Origin of the sequence: Limosilactobacillus antri DSM 16041 (assembly GCF_000160835.1) — a bacterium.
Classification (GTDB): Bacteria; Bacillota; Bacilli; order Lactobacillales; family Lactobacillaceae; genus Limosilactobacillus; species Limosilactobacillus antri.
The window spans coordinates 821795-837592 of record NZ_GG700733.1 but is presented as its reverse complement, the minus strand read 5'-3'; the positions used below and the strand labels follow the sequence as shown (position 1 = coordinate 837592).

Here is a 15798-nt window from a genome sequence, read left to right as displayed (position 1 = left end):
CCCCTGCTTGCTAATAATGTTTCATTACCCGTTCAATTTCGCGGTTCTGCTCACGGCGTTTGATTGCTTCCCGCTTGTCATACTGGTGTTTCCCCTTGGCAACCCCCAGCAAGACCTTGGCGTAGCCGTGCTTGATGTACATCTTCAGCGGGATCAGGGTAACCCCCTTGTCCTGCAGGACCCCGGTCAGCCGGTGGAGCTCCTTTTTATGGAGCAGCAATTTCCGGTTGCGCAAGGGGTCCTGGTTAAAAATGTTCCCGTTATCATACTCGCTAATGTGAACGTTCATCAGCCAAGCCTCGCCGTTTTTAATTTGGGCAAAGCCGTCCTTGAGGTTGACCCGGTGAGCCCGGACCGACTTGATCTCAGTGCCGGTGAGCACCAGTCCGGCCTCAACGGTATCCGTCACGAAATAATCATGACGGGCCTTTTTATTCTGAGCAATTAAGTTATCGTTACTTTTTTGTGGGGACTTTTTGACCATTGTATCCCTCCATTGTTATTAGCGCCGCCGCCCTTGGGAGTGGTGGTCGCGTGAATTATTGTGGTGCCGCGTCTGCCCACGGTTGATCTGACGATTATTAACGTTACCGTTATGCTGCCGACGATCGTGGCGCTTAACGTGACCGTGATTACCCTGACGGCCACCGCCCCGCCGCCGGTTATCGTGTTCATGCGGTACCCGGATTTTGGTGGTCGGGGCGTCCTGGGGGTTGACGAGTTCAAAATCGACTTCCCGGAGGTCCTTATCAACCCGCTTCAAGCGGACCTTGACCGGCTGGCCGATTTGGAAAATCCGGTGGGTCTTGCGGCCAATCAGTGCCAGGTGCTTTTCCGAATATTCGTAGTAGTCATCGTTCATCACGCTGATGTGGATCAGCCCTTCGACCGTGTTCTCTAATTCGACGAACAGGCCGAATTTCATCACCGAACTGACGACCGCATCAAAGGTTTCGCCAACATGGTCCTCCATGTACTCGGCCTTCTTCATGCTGTCAACGTCCCGTTCAGTGTCGATCCCCCGCCGTTCGGTGACCGAGGTGTGTTCCGCAATTTCCGGCAGCTGGTCCCGCCAGGCCGCCTTGGCGCGCTCGCCCTTGCCGTGCTGGTCGTACCACTTAATCAGACGGTGCACCGTGTCATCGGGGTACCGCCGAATCGGCGAGGTAAAGTGGGTGTAGTACTTCGCCCCCAGGCCAAAGTGGCCTAGTTCTTCGTCAGAATACTTGGCCTGCTGCATACTCCGCAGCATCATCACCTGCACCATTTGCTCTTCCGGCTTGCCAGCCACGTCCTTCAAGACCTTTTGCAGCATCTTCGGCTTGACGTTGTTAATGTCGCCGTGAACGTCAATGCCAAAGACACTCAGAAAGTCAACAAAGGACTTCACCCGGTCCTTATCCGGTGTTTCGTGAATCCGGTAGAGGAAGGGCACGTGTTCGTTGAAGTAGTGTTCCGCCACCGTTTCGTTGGCCGCCAGCATGAAGGATTCAATCATCCGTTCCGCCAGGCCCCGGTCACGGAGCTGGATGTCGATTGGGTGCCCCTTGTCGTCAACGATGATTTTGGCTTCGGGCGCCTCAAAGTCAATTGCCCCCCGCCGCTTCCGGCTCTTGAGCAGGATCTTGTGCAGTTCCCCCATCGTTTCAAACATCGGGACCAGGTCCTTGTACTGGTCAATCGTCTTTTGGTCGTGGGCCTCCAGGATCCGGTTAACCGCCTTATAGGTCATCCGGGCGTGGGACTTCATCACGCTTGGGAAAATCCGGTGTTTAACGACCCGGCCCTGCTCGTCGATTTCCATCTCACAACTCATCGCCAGCCGCTCTTCACCGGGGTTCAGTGAACAGATCCCGTTTGACAGCCGCTTCGGCAGCATTGGCACCACCCGGTCGGTCAGGTAGACTGAGGTGCCGCGCTTGAAGGCCTCCTTGTCCAATGGCGTCCCCGGCTGGACGTAGTGGCTGACGTCGGCAATGTGGACCCCTAAGTGGTAGTGGCCATTATCCATCTTCCACGCCACCACCGCGTCGTCCAAGTCCTTGGACTCAATCGCGTCAATCGTTACCAGCGGCTGGTTGGTGATATCCTTGCGGCCCTTCTTTTCTTCGGGAAGGACGTGGAGGGGAATCTGGTTGGCCTGGTCCATGGCCTCCTTGGGAAATTCATGAGGAACGTCATGGGCGTAAATTACGGAAAGGATGTCGATCCCGGGTTCGTCCTTGTTCCCGATCACCTCGGTCACCGCACCGGTCATGGCCTGGGGTGATTCATCACTCGGGTAGGTCGTTACGGTCGCGGTGACCACTTCACCGTCCAGCGGCTTTAGGCCCTTATCGGTAACGAAGAAGCGGTACTGGGCCAGCTTCTTATCCTTGAGCAGGATTTCACCAATGTAGTTGCCAACCGTCTCCTGCTTAAATTCACCGACGACCCGTTCGTAGTTGTGGTCAATAATCTTGGTAACCTGGGCTTCTGGTCCCTGACCGGCAGCCGGGTCACCCGGCCGCAGGACCTTAACCGCCACGGTGTCGCCATTGAGGGCGTGGAGGGTGTGGTCAGGGTTAATATACATATCGGGCAGGTCCGGATCGTACTCCACGAACCCAAAGCCCTTGTCATTTCCATGAAAGGTCCCGGTAATCGGCTCCTGCTTGATGACCGCCTCAAACTCGCCCCGGTCAGTCACCCGTACCTTCTTTTCCCGTTCGAGCTGCGCTAAGGTCTGGATGATGGGCGTAAACTGGTCCGCATTATCCATCCCCAACGCGTGCGCAATCCGTTCCGCCGAATAGCTGATTCCGGCATTTTTCGTTAAAAAAGCGCTAATTTGATCTGTTAAGTTTAGTCTATTGCTTGTCATTTTTTACCTCAAATAAGTTATTTAAAAAGTGTTCCACGTCATCAAAGAGTTGGCGGTGGGCAGAATTGACCGTCAGCAAGTGCGTCGCGGTCGGGTAGTAATGGTAGTCAACCGGGGTCCCCTGGGCTTGCAGCTTATCCCGGAGCGCGGCCCCCGACCGCGGATCGATCATCTCATCCGCCCCGCCCTGTGCGATGAAAAAGGGGCGGTTAATCTGGCCCAAGTGGTCATCCAGCGCCCTGGTCATTTGCTGAATTGCTCCAAGCTGCCGGGGAAGCCGCGCGCTGAGCCACTCCAGGCGTTCCTGAATCAGGTCCGGCGCCAGGCCATGCTGACGATAATACTTGGCAGCAAGCCGGGGGAAATATTCGGGCACGTTGGAAGCCCCCCAGCTGGTAACCGGCGACGCAAATACACCCCCGCCGACTAAGCTGGGGTCCTCTTCCAGCGCCTTGGTAGCAAACAGGCCCCCGAGGGAAAGACCAAAGATGGCAATCTGGGTCAGCCCGTAATCCTTGAGCCGGAAAAGGGCCATCCGGGTGTCATCCCACCATTCATCAGGACTGCCGGTTTGCAAAATCTTCCGGGGGTCGCCGCCGTGCCCCGTAAAGAGGGGCGCACAAACGGTATAGCCCGCCCAATTCAGGTGGCGGGCCAGCATTCGGACGTCGTTGCTGTTTCCAGTATAGGCGTGCAGGAGGATGACCCCCCGCTTGCCACTGTGCGGGAAAAAGCAGGTTTCTCCAGTATAGGTTTTCATCTTGACCCACTCCCAACAAAAAGTCCCCTGAAGCTCAGCTAGCAGGGGACATAATCAAGTTAATGTGATGACACGTACACCAGTGCCAACGCCAGAATGAAGAATAACGCCCCACAGATAGTCGTGACAATCTGCATGACCGCCTCAAAGCCCCGGGCTTTCCGCCGGGAAAAGAGGTCGCCAGCGCCACCAGTCAAAGCTGACATTGCATCGTTATCATTTTTCGCTGGTTGCATCATCACACACGCAATCAGGATCACACATACGATTAAAAAAATGGTCATTAAAGTATTGTACAAGGAAATGTCCTCCTAATTTATACCCACTATATCCTGAATATCATATCATATTAAAACAGCAATTTCTATACATCTGCGTAATGGGCTGCCCGGGAAATCTGCTTGAGCACCCTGCCCGTCCGGGTCTGGCACACCTGCACAATCAGGGTATCCCCAGCCGCCAGTCTGGTTTGCCCATTGGGGATGATCCGCTGTTCGCCTCGGTAAACGCTCGTAACGATGCTGTTTGCCGGCCACGTATAGTCCATGATGCGCTCGCCATCCAGACGGGCGCCGGCGTAAATCGTGACTGACATCTCAAGCTCCTGGGGATGGTGCTCCTGGTGCTTGCCGATAAAGTTGTTGAACATCGCGGTGTAGACCGGTTCACCGTGGAGGCTATCCACGACCAGGTAGGCCACCATCGCAACGATGGCCAGGGGCATCAGGTGGGCAAGCGAACCGACCATTTCGGTAATCAGCAGAATGGCGGTAAAGGGCGCCTTGCTAATGCAGGCAAAGTAGCCGGCCATGGCGTAAATGATGAAGTTGGGCAGGTACTGGGCGGGCAGCAGGGCAAAGCGGGCCATCAGGGCACAGTAGACCGCCCCTAAAACGGCCCCGAGGGTCAGGATCGGCAGGAAAATCCCCCCGGGCAGCTGGGAGCTGTAACTGACCATCGAAAAGACAAAGCGGAGGAGAAAGAGACCGGCAAACAGTTTCAGCGAAAATGGCAAACTGGTCAGCTCGCCGATCAGCCGGTTCCCGCCGCCCAGCGTAACCGGCAGGTACCAGGCGATCGGAATTACCAGCAGGAACGGCCCGACCGGGTAGGCAAACGGCGGCAGCCACTTGAGCTTTGCCGTCCACAAATCCAGCCGGAGAATCACCACTTGGTAGAGGCGGCCGAGCAGGCCCAGGACTAGTCCCAGCAACACCAAATGCCAGTAATAGCGGGTCGGCAGCATATGCCGGTAGGGCACGTCCAGGACCGGGTGCAGGCCGAAAATGGTCAGGGAAACCATGTTGGAACACAGGGCGCTAACAAAGGTGGCAAGCCAGATGACTGGTGAAAAGTTGTGGTAGACCTCCTCCAGGATAAAAATCGTGCTGGCAATCGGCGCGTTAAAGGCGGCCGAGAGCCCGGCAGCGGCCCCGCTGGCAATTCCGACCTGCCGGTTGAGCTTACCCGCGTGCAGGCTTTCCTCAACCCCCTGGCCAATCGTCGCGCCCAGCTGGATTGAGGGGCCTTCCCGACCAAGATACAGTCCGGAACCGATCGCAAGGATCCCGCCAAAGAACTTCCGCCAGAGCACTGCCCACCATTCTTCCTCAAATTGGCTGGTGAGCTGACCCTCGACCTGGGGGATCCCGGAACCCTTGATGTTGGGGTGGCGCTGGGTGAGCAGCCCGAGCAGCAGGGCAAGGACGATTGAACCAAGTGCCCAGCAAATCAGACCGGTCGGGTGCTGGTGAAAGTATTGAAAGCAGGCCGTTACGAGATTCAATAGCTCTTGAATCGCCAGCCGAAACAGACTGACGACCAGGCCGGTCAGCAGGCCAATTATAATTGCCCGGCCTACTTGGACCAGTTGGTTATGGCGATGGATAAACTCACCCTTCTGCATATCAATAATTCCTTTCAGTTAAAATCAAACTACTTCATTGTACTACGAAACCGGCTAAGGAACAGCAGAAGTTCCCTAGCCGGCTGACAATTATTCAGTTAAGCCCTATCCCTGCTGGCGGCGAAAGCCATGGCGGACCAGGTATACCACCACCGCAAAGATTAGTACCACCGCCCCGACAATTACGGAAACCCGGGTGTCAGGGTTGATAAACATGAAGATCACAATCACAATCAGCATCACGAACGCGAAGTAGTTTGAAAATGGGTACAGGGGCAGCTTGAAGGGGTGCTTGGCCAACAGGTCCGGGTTGTTGTGGCGGAACCGCAATTCGGCCAGCAGGATGACAAACCACGGGATCATCCCCGGTAAAACGGACGAACTGAAGACGACCACGAACATATCCGCCGTTGACTTGCTGTAAATTGACGCGATGATGTCAATCACAAAGCCGATCAAAATCCCGCCGGAAATCCCCAGGATCGCGGCGTGGGGAACCACCCGCTTGGAAAGGCGGCCAAAGATCTTTGGCGCGTCCCCCTCGTGAGCCAGTTTAAAGAGCATCCGGCTAGAACTGTAAATCCCCGAGTTGGCACCGGACAAGGCCGCCGTCAGCACCACGAAGTTAATGATCGAAGCCGCTGCGGTGATTCCGACCTTGGCAAAGGTGGAAACAAATGGTGACCCGACACTGCTCAGCTGGTTCCACGGGTAAATCGTGACGATTACGAAGATTGCCCCAATGTAGAAGATCAAAATCCGGAAAAGCACTGACTTAACCGACTTGACAATTGCTTTTTGCGGGTCGGCAACCTCCCCAGCGGAAATCCCCAGGAGCTCAATTCCTTCATACGAGCCGACGATAATCGACATCGAGAAGAAGAAGCCGGACACCCCACCGGTGAAGAAACCACCGTGGGACCACAGGTTGCTAAAACCGGTCGGGTGGCCGCCGTTGCCGAAGCCAAAGAAGATCACCATAAAGCCGAGCAAGATCATAAAGATAATCGTGATGACCTTGATCATGGCAAACCAAAATTCGAGCGACCCATAGGCCTTCGCACTGGCCAGGTTAGCAAGAACCAGGAAAATAATAATCACAATTCCGGCCAGCCAGGTATGCAGGTGCGGCCACCAGTATTTAAGATACTCGGTTGCCGCCACCACTTCAGACATCCCGACGACAATGTATTCAAACACGTTGGCCCACTTTGCCAGGTAGCCGGCCAGCGGGTGGACATACTCGGTCGCGTAGTCCGCAAACGACCCGGTCCCGGGGTTGACGTAGATCATTTCCCCCAGTGCCCGCATTACAATGTACAAAATCAGGCCGACAAAGGCGTACGCCAGCAGAACTGACGGCCCGGTCCACTTAATCGTCGAGGTCGCCCCCATGAACAGGCCGACCCCGATGGCGCCACCAAGTGAAATCATTTCCATTTGGCCCGCAGTCATCGACCGCCGTAATTCTGGTGCAGATTTCTTCATATCCAATCAGATTCCCTTCTCTTTTCAGTTATCAGTTTCAAAGTATATTATAAATTTTCTGTGATTTCCACGCTTTTCTAATCTTTTCTTAATTCTTCGCCCATTCCCGGGGAGAAACTTAATTTTTTAAAGCAAAATCGGCGGCGAACGATCTTTTCTTTCGTTCACCACCGGGTAATGCTCGTTAATTAATTCTAATTGATTGCACCCAGGCGGTCCTCAACCAGGGCCCGAACCTCCTCATGGGTTACACAGCGGTTAATGGCCTCATCCGCCAGCTGGGCACACTCATTTGTGTCTAGCTTGCTCATCAAAGTCCGGGTCCGGAGAATCGACGATGCAGACATCGAATACTCATCCAGGCCCATCCCCAAAAGCAGCGGCAGGGCGGTGCTGTCACCCGCCATCTCGCCGCACATGGCAACCTTGGTATCATGACGGTGGCCAGCATCAATCACGTGCTTGACTAGGCCGAGGAATGCCGGGTTTAACGGCTGGTACAGGTAGGCAACCTCATCGTTGCCCCGGTCGGCCGCAAAGTTATACTGGATCAGGTCGTTGGTTCCGATGCTGAAAAAGTCCACTTCCTGCGCAAAGCGGTCCGCGTTAATCGCCGCCAGCGGGACTTCAATCATCATCCCCAGCTTAATATCGTCCCCCAAGCCAGGCTGGACCGTCTGCAGGTCGGCCCGGCACTCGTTAAAGATTTCCTTGGCGGCCCGCAGTTCGGCAATGGTCCCGATCATCGGAAACATAATTGCCAAGGGGCCGTGAGCCGATGCCCGAATCAGCGCCCGCAGCTGCGTCTTGAAAATCTCGGGGTGCTTGAGGCAAATCCGAATGGCCCGGTAGCCTAGGAAGGGGTTCATCTCCCGCGGCAATGGCAGGTACGGCAGGGGCTTATCCCCGCCAATATCCAACGTTCGGACCACCACCGGCCTGCCGTGCATCCCGACCAGCGCCTGCCGGTAAGCCTGGTACTGCTCGTCTTCAGTTGGCAGATGGTCACTGCCCATGTAAAGAAACTCCGACCGAAAGAGTCCCACGCCATCAGCCCCCTGCTGAACCGCTGCGGCGACGTCGTTGGGATTGCCGATATTGGCCGAAATTTCAAACTGCTGGCCGTCCTTAGATACCGACGGCGCATTAACCCGCTGGCGCCACTCCGTCCGTTCTTGCGCCAGTTCCTGGGCCCTGGCAGTGAAACGATCAACCTGCACAGCGGAGGGTTCCACCACCACGGTTCCCTGAAGGCCATCAACCACCACTAGCTGGCCGTCCCGAGTCGCCCTAGTAACGTGGTCCGTTCCCACCACCGCAGGAATACCAAGCGTCCGGGCCATAATTGCGGCATGGCTGGTCCGGCCACCCAGGTCCGTCACAATCCCCCTGATAAAGCGGGTATCCATCTGGGAGGTATCGGAGGGGGTAACTTCGTGGGCTACCAAAACGACCGGCTGGCTGATGGCCCCAATGTCCGGCAGCCGCCGCCCCAGCAGGTGGCTAAGCAAACGCTTGGCAACGTCACGGACGTCCCCCGCCCGTTCCTGGAGGTAAGGGTCCGTCAATTGAGCAAGGGTCTGGGCAAAGCGGGCCGTAACGGTATCAACCGCCTCTTCTGCACAGACCTGTTGGTCAAGCTGCTGTTTGACCTGTTTTAACAGCTCTGGGTCGGAAAGGATGGCCGCGTGGGCATCAAAAATTCCCAAGGCGTCAGGTGCCAGCCGCCCAGCCGCCCGTTCCTTTAGCCGGCGCAGGTCAGCAAGGGAAGCGTCCACGGCCTGCATGAAGCGTTTATATTCGACCATTGGATTTTCGATTCGTCGCTTGGTATAGTGCAGGTCGGGCGCCACCAGCCGGTATGCCGGGGCAATGCCAATTCCCTCACTCGCGGCGATTCCTTTAATCTCTTTTGCCATCACTCTTCCTCCTCGTTCCGTCCGCTTTACCGGCGGTATCGCTAATATTATATAGCGCCAGCCAGCAGAAAACAAAGCGTTTTCACGTCCTTAAAATAAAAAAGGCGCTAGGCCCCGTGCAACGGTCGGCAGCCTAACGCCTTACTCGGTTAATCCTGGCGTAGAATTAACGGTTTTCAATGTCTTGACGAGCTTGTTCACTCAGGTTGTAGAATGAGTGAATCCCCTTGTATTGGGCAACGTCGCCAAGGTTGTCTTCGATCCGCATCAGCTGGTTGTACTTAGCAAGACGGTCAGTCCGGCTCATGGAACCAGTCTTGATCTGTCCGGCGTTGGTTGCAACAACCAGGTCAGCAATCGTTGTATCTTCAGTTTCACCAGAACGGTGGGAAACAATGGCCGTGTAGCCAGCTTCCTTAGCCATTTCGATGGCTTCAACGGTTTCCGTCAAAGTACCGATTTGGTTAAGCTTGATCAGGATGGAGTTAGCAGCCCCCATCTTAATCCCCTTCTTCAGGTAATCAGTGTTAGTAACGAAGAAGTCGTCACCAACCAGCTGAACCTTCTTGCCCAGTTCGTTGGTCAGGGTTACCCAGTCATCCCAGTTGTTTTCGTCAATTGGGTCTTCGACAGAAACGATTGGGTACTTTTCAATAATGTCGGAAAGGTACTTGATCCATTCTTCAGTGGTGTATTCTTCACCAGTGGACCAACGAAGCTTGTACTTCTTAGCGTCGTCATCCCACAGTTCGGAAGCAGCCACGTCAAAGGCAATGGCAATGTCCTTGCCCGGCTTGTAACCGGCATCCTTGATTGCCTTAATCAGGTATTCAAATGGTTCTGCGTTGTTTGCAAAGTCAGGAGCAAATCCACCTTCGTCACCAACAGAGGTTACCTTGCCGGCAGCTTCCAATTCCTTCTTCAAGGCGTGGAAAGTTTCTGAACCCCAACGAATTGCTTCACGAACAGTTGGTGCACCAACTGGCATAATCATGAATTCTTGGAAGTCAACCTTGTTATCAGAGTGGGCACCACCGTTGATAACGTTCATCATTGGCGTTGGCAATACGTGGGCATTGAAACCGCCAAGGTAGTTGTAAAGAGGTACTTGTAATTCATCAGCAGCAGCCCGAGCAGCAGCCAGGGAAACGGCCAAAATGGCGTTGGCACCAAGCTTGCCCTTGTTAGGAGTACCATCTAACTTGATCATTGCCTTATCGATGGCGATTTGGTCAGTGACTTCCATCCCCACGATTTCCTTGGCAATAACGTTGTTAACGTTAGCAACGGCCTTTAAAACACCCTTGCCGCCAAAACGGTCCTTGTCGCCGTCACGCAATTCAACGGCTTCGTGTTCACCAGTTGAAGCACCTGATGGAACGATTCCACGGCCAACACCGCCAGCTTCAGTGTAAACTTCTGCTTCAACAGTTGGGTTACCACGTGAATCAAGAACTTCACGTGCATAAATATCTGTAATAAGTGACATTTTGATGAATCTCTCCTCTGTCTTAAATTCGATAGCAATCGCGCTACTACACTAACATTGTATTATTTTGCACAACTAAAAACAAGCATTTAATGGTTAACTATTTCTAAAAAAGTCCGGGAGTCGAGGCTGTCCGTCCCCACCAGAACGCCATCAATGTCGGCTTGTGCCATCATCGCACCTGTATTCTCCGGGGTTACGCTGCCGCCATACAGGACCCGTACATTATTAGCGACGTCCTCCCCATACATATCGCTGATGGTCTGGCGAATTAGGTAGCAACCCTCCTCCGCCTGGTTGGGATCGGCGCTCTGCCCGCTGCCGATCGCCCAGGACGGCTCGTAGGCCACCGTCACCTTACAGATGTCTTCCGTACTTAATCCTTTGAGGTCGGCCAAGATCCGGTTAACCGCCCAGTGAATCTGGTCATCGGCAGCAATTCGCCGGGCCATCGTATCATCACAGCAGACGATTGGGCACAGACCGTTGCGCAGGGCAGCGCCGACTTTCTGGTTGATTAGGTCGTCATCTTCGTGGAAGTATTTCCGCCGCTCCGAATGCCCCAAGAGCACGTGGTGGATTCCCGCCTGGTAAAGTGCGTACGGACTGGTTTCGCCGGTATAGGCACCCGCATCCTTGCAGTAGCAATTTTCCGCCATCAGTTTGAGGGGGGAACCGGCCGCCGCCTGTACCATTGGCACCAGGCACAGTGTCGGGGCGGCCAGTGCGGTTTGCAGCTGGTCGGCCGGCGGCAACTGATCCTTAACCTGGTTAACAAAGTCTACGGCCTCCGTCACCGTTTTGTGCATCTTCCAGTTGCCAGCAATAATCGGAATGCGCATCATCAATTCCTCCTAAGAGTGCGCGTGAAACAACAAGAGACCGGCGAGAAAGCACGTTTCTCCCAGCCTCTTTCATTTTCAGATTACTTTTCAGAAATTGCAGCAATTCCCGGCAGGGTCTTACCTTCAAGGTAGGTCAGCGAAGCCCCACCACCAGTGGAGATGTGGGTCAGCTTATCTGCCACGCCTAATTCCTTAACCGCAGCGGTGGAGTCCCCACCACCAACGATGGTCGTTGCGTCAGTCAAAGTACCAAGGAACTTACCGATTTCCAGGGTTCCCTTGGCGAAGTTTGGCATTTCAAAGACACCCATTGGGCCGTTCCAAACAACGGTCTTAGCGTCCTTCAGAACGTTTTCAAATTCTTCCACGGACTTTGGACCAATGTCAAGGGCCATCCAGCCATCGTCAATGTCGCCTTCGACAACCTTGGTGTCGGCATCATTGTTGAACTTGTCAGCCACAACGTTGTCAATTGGCAGAACCAGCTTGTCGCCGGCCTTATCCAGGATCTGCTTGGCAACGTCAATCTTGTCCTTTTCAACCAGGGAGTTGCCGACCTTGATGCCCTTGGCAGCGTAGAAGGTGTAGGCCATCCCACCACCGATGATAATCTTGTCCGCCTTGTCAAGCAGGTTGTCAATTACACCGATCTTGTCGGAAACCTTGGCACCACCCAAGATGGCAACAAATGGCCGTTCTGGGTTGTCCACCGCGTCACCTAAGAACTTGATTTCCTTTTCCATCAGGTAACCGGCAGCAGCCTTGCCCGGCTTGTTCGTCGCGATGCCGACGTTGGAAGCGTGCTTCCGGTGAGCAGTACCGAAAGCGTCGTTAACGAAGACATCACCCAGTGAAGCCCAGTACTTGCCCAATTCTGGGTCGTTGCCAGATTCACGCTTGACGTATTCGCCATCCTTAACGTCTTCGTAACGGGTGTTTTGAACCAAGAGGACGTCGCCGTTCTTCATGTTGTCAATGGCGTCTTCCAGCTGCTTGCCTTCAGTTACCGGAACAAAGGTAACCGGCTTGTTCAGCAGGTTGGACAGCCGTTCTGCAACCGGACGCAGGGAAAGGCCCGGCTTGTCTTCTTCCTTCTTAATCCGGCCCAGGTGGGAGAACAGGATTGCCCGGCCACCATGGTCAACCACGTACTTGATTGTTGGCAATGCGGCCACGATCCGGTTGTCATCGCCAACCACACCGTCCTTGATCGGCACGTTGAAGTCGACCCGCATCAATACCTTTTGGCCTTCTAATGGAAGGTCTTCAACAGTTAATTTAGCCATGTCAGTATTTACCTCCTTGATAAAAAAGCGGGCGGAGTTTCCTCCTCCCGCCGTGAATTCAACCCCTGATTAATCAGGTCGTGAATTACAGAGTTGCAAAGTGAAGCAGCGTCCGGATCATGTTGCTGGTGAAGCCGTATTCGTTGTCGTACCAAGCAACAGTCTTAACTAATTGTGAACCGTCATCGGCTTCCATGATTTCAGTTTGTGAAGGGTCGAATACGGAACCGTAAGTAGAACCAATGATATCAGTTGATACGATTGGGTCTTCAGTGTAACCGTATGCTTCGTTGCCTTCAGTAGCCTTCTTCATCACGTCGTTGATTTCGTCAACAGTGGTCTTCTTGTCCATGATGGAAACAAGTTCAGTCAATGAACCGTCAACAACGCCAACCCGTTGAGCGTGACCAGAAAGCTTACCGTTCAATTCTGGGATAACCAGACCAATTGCCTTGGCAGCACCAGATGAGTGAGGAATGGTGTTAACACTTGCGGAACGGTTGTTACGCATCTTCTTACCACGAGGGCCATCAAGGATTGCCTGGGTAGAAGTAAAGGCGTGCACAGTAGTCATGGTACCAGCCTTGATGCCAAAGCTCTTGTTCAGGAAGTAAGCCATTGGTGCAAGACAGTTAGTGGTGCATGAACCAGCAGAAACGATCTTGTCGTCAGCCTTCAGGGTGTCAAGGTTAACCCCTGGAACAACAGTTGGGATGTTACCAGCAGGCGCAGAAATCAGAACCCGCTTTGCACCAGCGTCCAAGTGAGCTTGGGACTTTTCTGCTGAAGTGTAGAAACCAGTACATTCAAGAACGAAGTCAACACCGTCGTTCTTTACCCAAGGAATGTTCCGTGCGTCGCGTTCTGCGTATACAGGGTATTCCTTGCCATCAACAACGATAGCGTTGTCAGTTGATGAAACTTCACCAGGGAACTTGCCGTGAGTAGAGTCGTACTTCAGCAAGTAAGCCAGCATGGAAGGAGTAGTCAAGTCGTTGATTGCAACAACTTCGATTTCGTCAGTGTTCAATTCGTGAATCCGACGGAAAGCCAAGCGACCAATCCGACCGAAACCGTTAATACCAATCTTTACAGTCATACTGCAATTTCCTCCTTTAGGAAAAACAAAATTGAGTAAATACCTCATTCAATAAGTCAGCCAAGCCAGCTTGTTAAACAGGGTACAAAACCTTACGACATTTATAATACTCATCTTCGCAGGAATTGTCTATTCAATCACCTCATAAATTTGGAATTTTACGCTGTAAGCGCTATTTTAATTAAAAATCTCAAATAATGCTTGCAATCTATTTGGGGATAAGATACTATATTACTTGTCGATTAATGACGCGCCCTTAGTGTAATGGATCGCACGTGAGATTCCGGTTCTCGAGATCCGAGTTCGACTCTCGGGGGGCGCATAATAAAAAGACTTGGAAGCTATTACTTTCAGGTCTTTTTTCTTTAGCTATCAACAAAGCAGGCGGGGAATCAAAAATCGATTCCCCGCCTGCTCTACTCCTTAATTAAGGTGAATTTGAACATCAACTGTTTTAAAGGCATCGTCGCTTTCGTCATTATCATCCTTCGCGCTGCCGTCAAACTTATAACGCAGCTTTTTAAGGTCTGAGATGTTTTTGACCCCATCCAGCGGGATGATTACGTCACCGGTCTTGGTAACCCCACTGTCGATGGAATCGCCAAAGTCACCGGTAAAGGCTGCCTTACCCTGCAGCCCGTTATTTGTGGAGATGGTTCCCTGGTCTGGGAAGATTTCAATATCTTTGTTAGCCTTAACCGTCATGTTAACCACCACCAGGCAGTTAGCTTTTTGGTCGTCATAGCCGATGACACTGTGTTCCTTATCCAGCTTATAGATTGTGACCTTATTGAACTTCAGGTCAGCATACGACCAGGACTGATCGTTTTGGTTAATGGTAAATTCCTTCTTGCTGGTGTACCGGTAGCCCTTGTGATTTACGGTTATCGTATTCTTGTCGCTTCTGCCCGTGTTATCGCTATTTTCGATTGTTGCGGTCCTGGTGCTGGGGTGGTAAGCCCGGTGAACCACGTAAAAAGTTGCCACGTTGATAATCACGAGAAAAATTGCCAGCACGCTGCAAATCCAAATCCAATAACTGGGCCGCTTATACCAAACCTTTTTCATTGCTCTTGTCCTCCCTTACCTTGCAATAATAGTTGTAATTGCGGTGGTCACCCAGAAGAGGGCCGTAAAGGCGACGCCGATCAGCGCACCAATCCCCGCCGAATTTGCGTTTTGCGGCGTCTGCTTGCGCCAAACCAGAAAAAGAATCAGACCGACCAGCGGGATGGCCGCCCCCAACACGGCCCAGCCGAAAGAGCCCCGGTCTTCCGTCCCCCGCTGCGGCCCGCTGGAAACAACCGGTTGTCCACAGTTGGGACACTTAGCAGCGTTTTCTGGGAGCTTAGCACCACAATTTTGACAAAAGTTCATTGCTTATTCTCCTTCCAAGAGTATAATCTCGATTTATTAAAATATCACGTTATCAACGAACAAGCAATTAGATTTGCAATTAATTCAGACTCGCCCTTGGTGAAATGCTGTTAGGACAAGCAACTAGCGGCAATCAGCAGATAATTATCATTGCAAATCAGCAGTCCTTTGCTTTCTGCCGGTGAAGCAGCCTGACCAGCCGCGCCCGGTTATAACGCTGAAGGATAATAAACGGCACTTCAACCAGACTGGCGAGCACTGAACTGACAATGAAGATTGCCGGCTCGCCAAACGGGATTATCAGCAGGAGTGGCAGGTAACTGAGGGTAAACATCAGCTCGTGGTCCACCTCCGCAGACACCATCGTCACAAGCAGTTCCGGTAGGGAACGCCGTTGGACAGTATACTTTGCCGGCGAGTAGGTCGGCAGCAGCTTCTTCCATTTTTTCACCCTGAGCAGCTGGTAGAGGCGGCGCTCTCCCGGCCTCACCGCAAACCAGGCTCCCGCCGGATTGAGTTTTAGCCGTGGCTCAAGCCAGTTGCCGACTGCTAAGCGCATCGCTAGTTGGTAAAAAGTGACCAGCAGTGTAACCTCCACCGCCAGGATGAATTGTTGCGGATAAACAAGGTTCCAGAGCATGGCCACTAGCATGCCACCACCCGACCACCAGGTTAATTGCTTCATTAATTGTTCCACTGCTTTTTCCTCCTTGTCATCCATGATCCGTCAAGCTAAAAAAGCACCAAAAATCAGCCGGGAAGCTGT

The 15798-nt window shown here is 53.1% G+C and carries 14 protein-coding genes and 1 tRNA gene; 1 reads left to right on the top strand and 14 read right to left on the bottom strand.

The window, feature by feature from the left end; genetic code table 11:
• Positions 1-10: 10 nt before the first annotated feature.
• From smpB to gap, 11 genes are all read right to left on the bottom strand, one after another.
• On the bottom strand, positions 11-484 hold the full coding sequence (gene smpB / locus HMPREF0494_RS07425; protein WP_007124338.1) for an SsrA-binding protein SmpB: 474 nt from the start codon (positions 482-484) through the stop codon (positions 11-13).
• Between the two features lie 18 nt (positions 485-502).
• A complete protein-coding gene (gene rnr / locus HMPREF0494_RS07420; protein WP_007124337.1) occupies positions 503-2863 on the bottom strand; it encodes a ribonuclease R in 2361 nt (786 codons plus the stop codon).
• Positions 2850-3623, bottom strand: coding sequence for an alpha/beta hydrolase (locus HMPREF0494_RS07415; protein ID WP_007124336.1), 774 nt, complete (start codon positions 3621-3623; stop codon positions 2850-2852). Before HMPREF0494_RS07415 ends, rnr begins: the two co-directional genes overlap by 14 nt.
• A gap of 59 nt (positions 3624-3682) precedes the next feature.
• Positions 3683-3922, bottom strand: coding sequence for a preprotein translocase subunit SecG (gene secG / locus HMPREF0494_RS07410; RefSeq protein ID WP_003714054.1), 240 nt, complete (start codon positions 3920-3922; stop codon positions 3683-3685).
• A 65-nt stretch (positions 3923-3987) separates the two neighbouring features.
• On the bottom strand, positions 3988-5529 hold the full coding sequence (locus HMPREF0494_RS07405; protein ID WP_007124334.1) for a ClC family H(+)/Cl(-) exchange transporter: 1542 nt from the start codon (positions 5527-5529) through the stop codon (positions 3988-3990).
• Between the two features lie 105 nt (positions 5530-5634).
• A complete protein-coding gene (locus HMPREF0494_RS07400) occupies positions 5635-7017 on the bottom strand; it encodes an amino acid permease (protein WP_040458942.1) in 1383 nt (460 codons plus the stop codon).
• 194 nt (positions 7018-7211) lie between these two features.
• Positions 7212-8936, bottom strand: a complete 1725-nt coding sequence (gene ptsP, locus HMPREF0494_RS07395) for a phosphoenolpyruvate--protein phosphotransferase (RefSeq protein ID WP_007124332.1) — start codon at positions 8934-8936, stop codon at positions 7212-7214.
• A 166-nt stretch (positions 8937-9102) separates the two neighbouring features.
• On the bottom strand, positions 9103-10425 hold the full coding sequence (eno, locus tag HMPREF0494_RS07390; RefSeq protein ID WP_003714071.1) for a phosphopyruvate hydratase: 1323 nt from the start codon (positions 10423-10425) through the stop codon (positions 9103-9105).
• Positions 10426-10514: 89 nt separating this feature from the next.
• Positions 10515-11267 (bottom strand): triose-phosphate isomerase, encoded by a 753-nt coding sequence (gene tpiA, locus HMPREF0494_RS07385; protein ID WP_040458906.1) that lies wholly within the window; start codon positions 11265-11267, stop codon positions 10515-10517.
• An 83-nt stretch (positions 11268-11350) separates the two neighbouring features.
• On the bottom strand, positions 11351-12556 hold the full coding sequence (locus HMPREF0494_RS07380) for a phosphoglycerate kinase (protein WP_007124330.1): 1206 nt from the start codon (positions 12554-12556) through the stop codon (positions 11351-11353).
• 85 nt (positions 12557-12641) lie between these two features.
• Positions 12642-13655: a type I glyceraldehyde-3-phosphate dehydrogenase gene (gap, locus tag HMPREF0494_RS07375; RefSeq protein WP_003714064.1), complete on the bottom strand. Its 1014-nt coding sequence runs from the start codon at positions 13653-13655 to the stop codon at positions 12642-12644.
• Positions 13656-13905: 250 nt separating this feature from the next.
• On the opposite strand from gap, the gene HMPREF0494_RS07370 reads away from it, so the two are divergent.
• Positions 13906-13977 (top strand) — tRNA-Arg (locus HMPREF0494_RS07370).
• Positions 13978-14078: 101 nt separating this feature from the next.
• On the opposite strand, the gene HMPREF0494_RS07365 is transcribed toward HMPREF0494_RS07370, so the two are convergent.
• The 3 genes from HMPREF0494_RS07365 to HMPREF0494_RS07355 form a co-directional block, all read right to left on the bottom strand.
• Positions 14079-14723: a hypothetical protein gene (locus HMPREF0494_RS07365; protein ID WP_007124329.1), complete on the bottom strand. Its 645-nt coding sequence runs from the start codon at positions 14721-14723 to the stop codon at positions 14079-14081.
• Between the two features lie 15 nt (positions 14724-14738).
• A complete protein-coding gene (locus tag HMPREF0494_RS07360) occupies positions 14739-15032 on the bottom strand; it encodes a zinc-ribbon domain-containing protein (RefSeq protein ID WP_007124328.1) in 294 nt (97 codons plus the stop codon).
• Positions 15033-15189: 157 nt separating this feature from the next.
• Entirely contained in the window at positions 15190-15729 is a 540-nt protein-coding gene (locus HMPREF0494_RS07355) for a glycosyl-4,4'-diaponeurosporenoate acyltransferase CrtO family protein (RefSeq protein ID WP_040458905.1), read from the bottom strand.
• Between the last annotated feature and the right edge of the window lie 69 nt (positions 15730-15798).

What these genes read in the sequence shown, in the direction of transcription:
- smpB (WP_007124338.1), bottom strand. Translation starts at nt 484, where the DNA reads ATGGTCAAAAAGTCCCCACAAAAAAGTAACGATAACTTAATTGCTCAG.
- rnr (WP_007124337.1), bottom strand. Translation starts at nt 2,863, where the DNA reads ATGACAAGCAATAGACTAAACTTAACAGATCAAATTAGCGCTTTTTTA.
- HMPREF0494_RS07415 (WP_007124336.1), bottom strand. Translation starts at nt 3,623, where the DNA reads ATGAAAACCTATACTGGAGAAACCTGCTTTTTCCCGCACAGTGGCAAG.
- HMPREF0494_RS07405 (WP_007124334.1), bottom strand. Translation starts at nt 5,529, where the DNA reads ATGCAGAAGGGTGAGTTTATCCATCGCCATAACCAACTGGTCCAAGTA.
- HMPREF0494_RS07400 (WP_040458942.1), bottom strand. Translation starts at nt 7,017, where the DNA reads ATGAAGAAATCTGCACCAGAATTACGGCGGTCGATGACTGCGGGCCAA.
- ptsP (WP_007124332.1), bottom strand. Translation starts at nt 8,936, where the DNA reads ATGGCAAAAGAGATTAAAGGAATCGCCGCGAGTGAGGGAATTGGCATT.
- eno (WP_003714071.1), bottom strand. Translation starts at nt 10,425, where the DNA reads ATGTCACTTATTACAGATATTTATGCACGTGAAGTTCTTGATTCACGT.
- tpiA (WP_040458906.1), bottom strand. Translation starts at nt 11,267, where the DNA reads ATGCGCATTCCGATTATTGCTGGCAACTGGAAGATGCACAAAACGGTG.
- HMPREF0494_RS07380 (WP_007124330.1), bottom strand. Translation starts at nt 12,556, where the DNA reads ATGGCTAAATTAACTGTTGAAGACCTTCCATTAGAAGGCCAAAAGGTA.
- gap (WP_003714064.1), bottom strand. Translation starts at nt 13,655, where the DNA reads ATGACTGTAAAGATTGGTATTAACGGTTTCGGTCGGATTGGTCGCTTG.
- HMPREF0494_RS07365 (WP_007124329.1), bottom strand. Translation starts at nt 14,723, where the DNA reads ATGAAAAAGGTTTGGTATAAGCGGCCCAGTTATTGGATTTGGATTTGC.
- HMPREF0494_RS07360 (WP_007124328.1), bottom strand. Translation starts at nt 15,032, where the DNA reads ATGAACTTTTGTCAAAATTGTGGTGCTAAGCTCCCAGAAAACGCTGCT.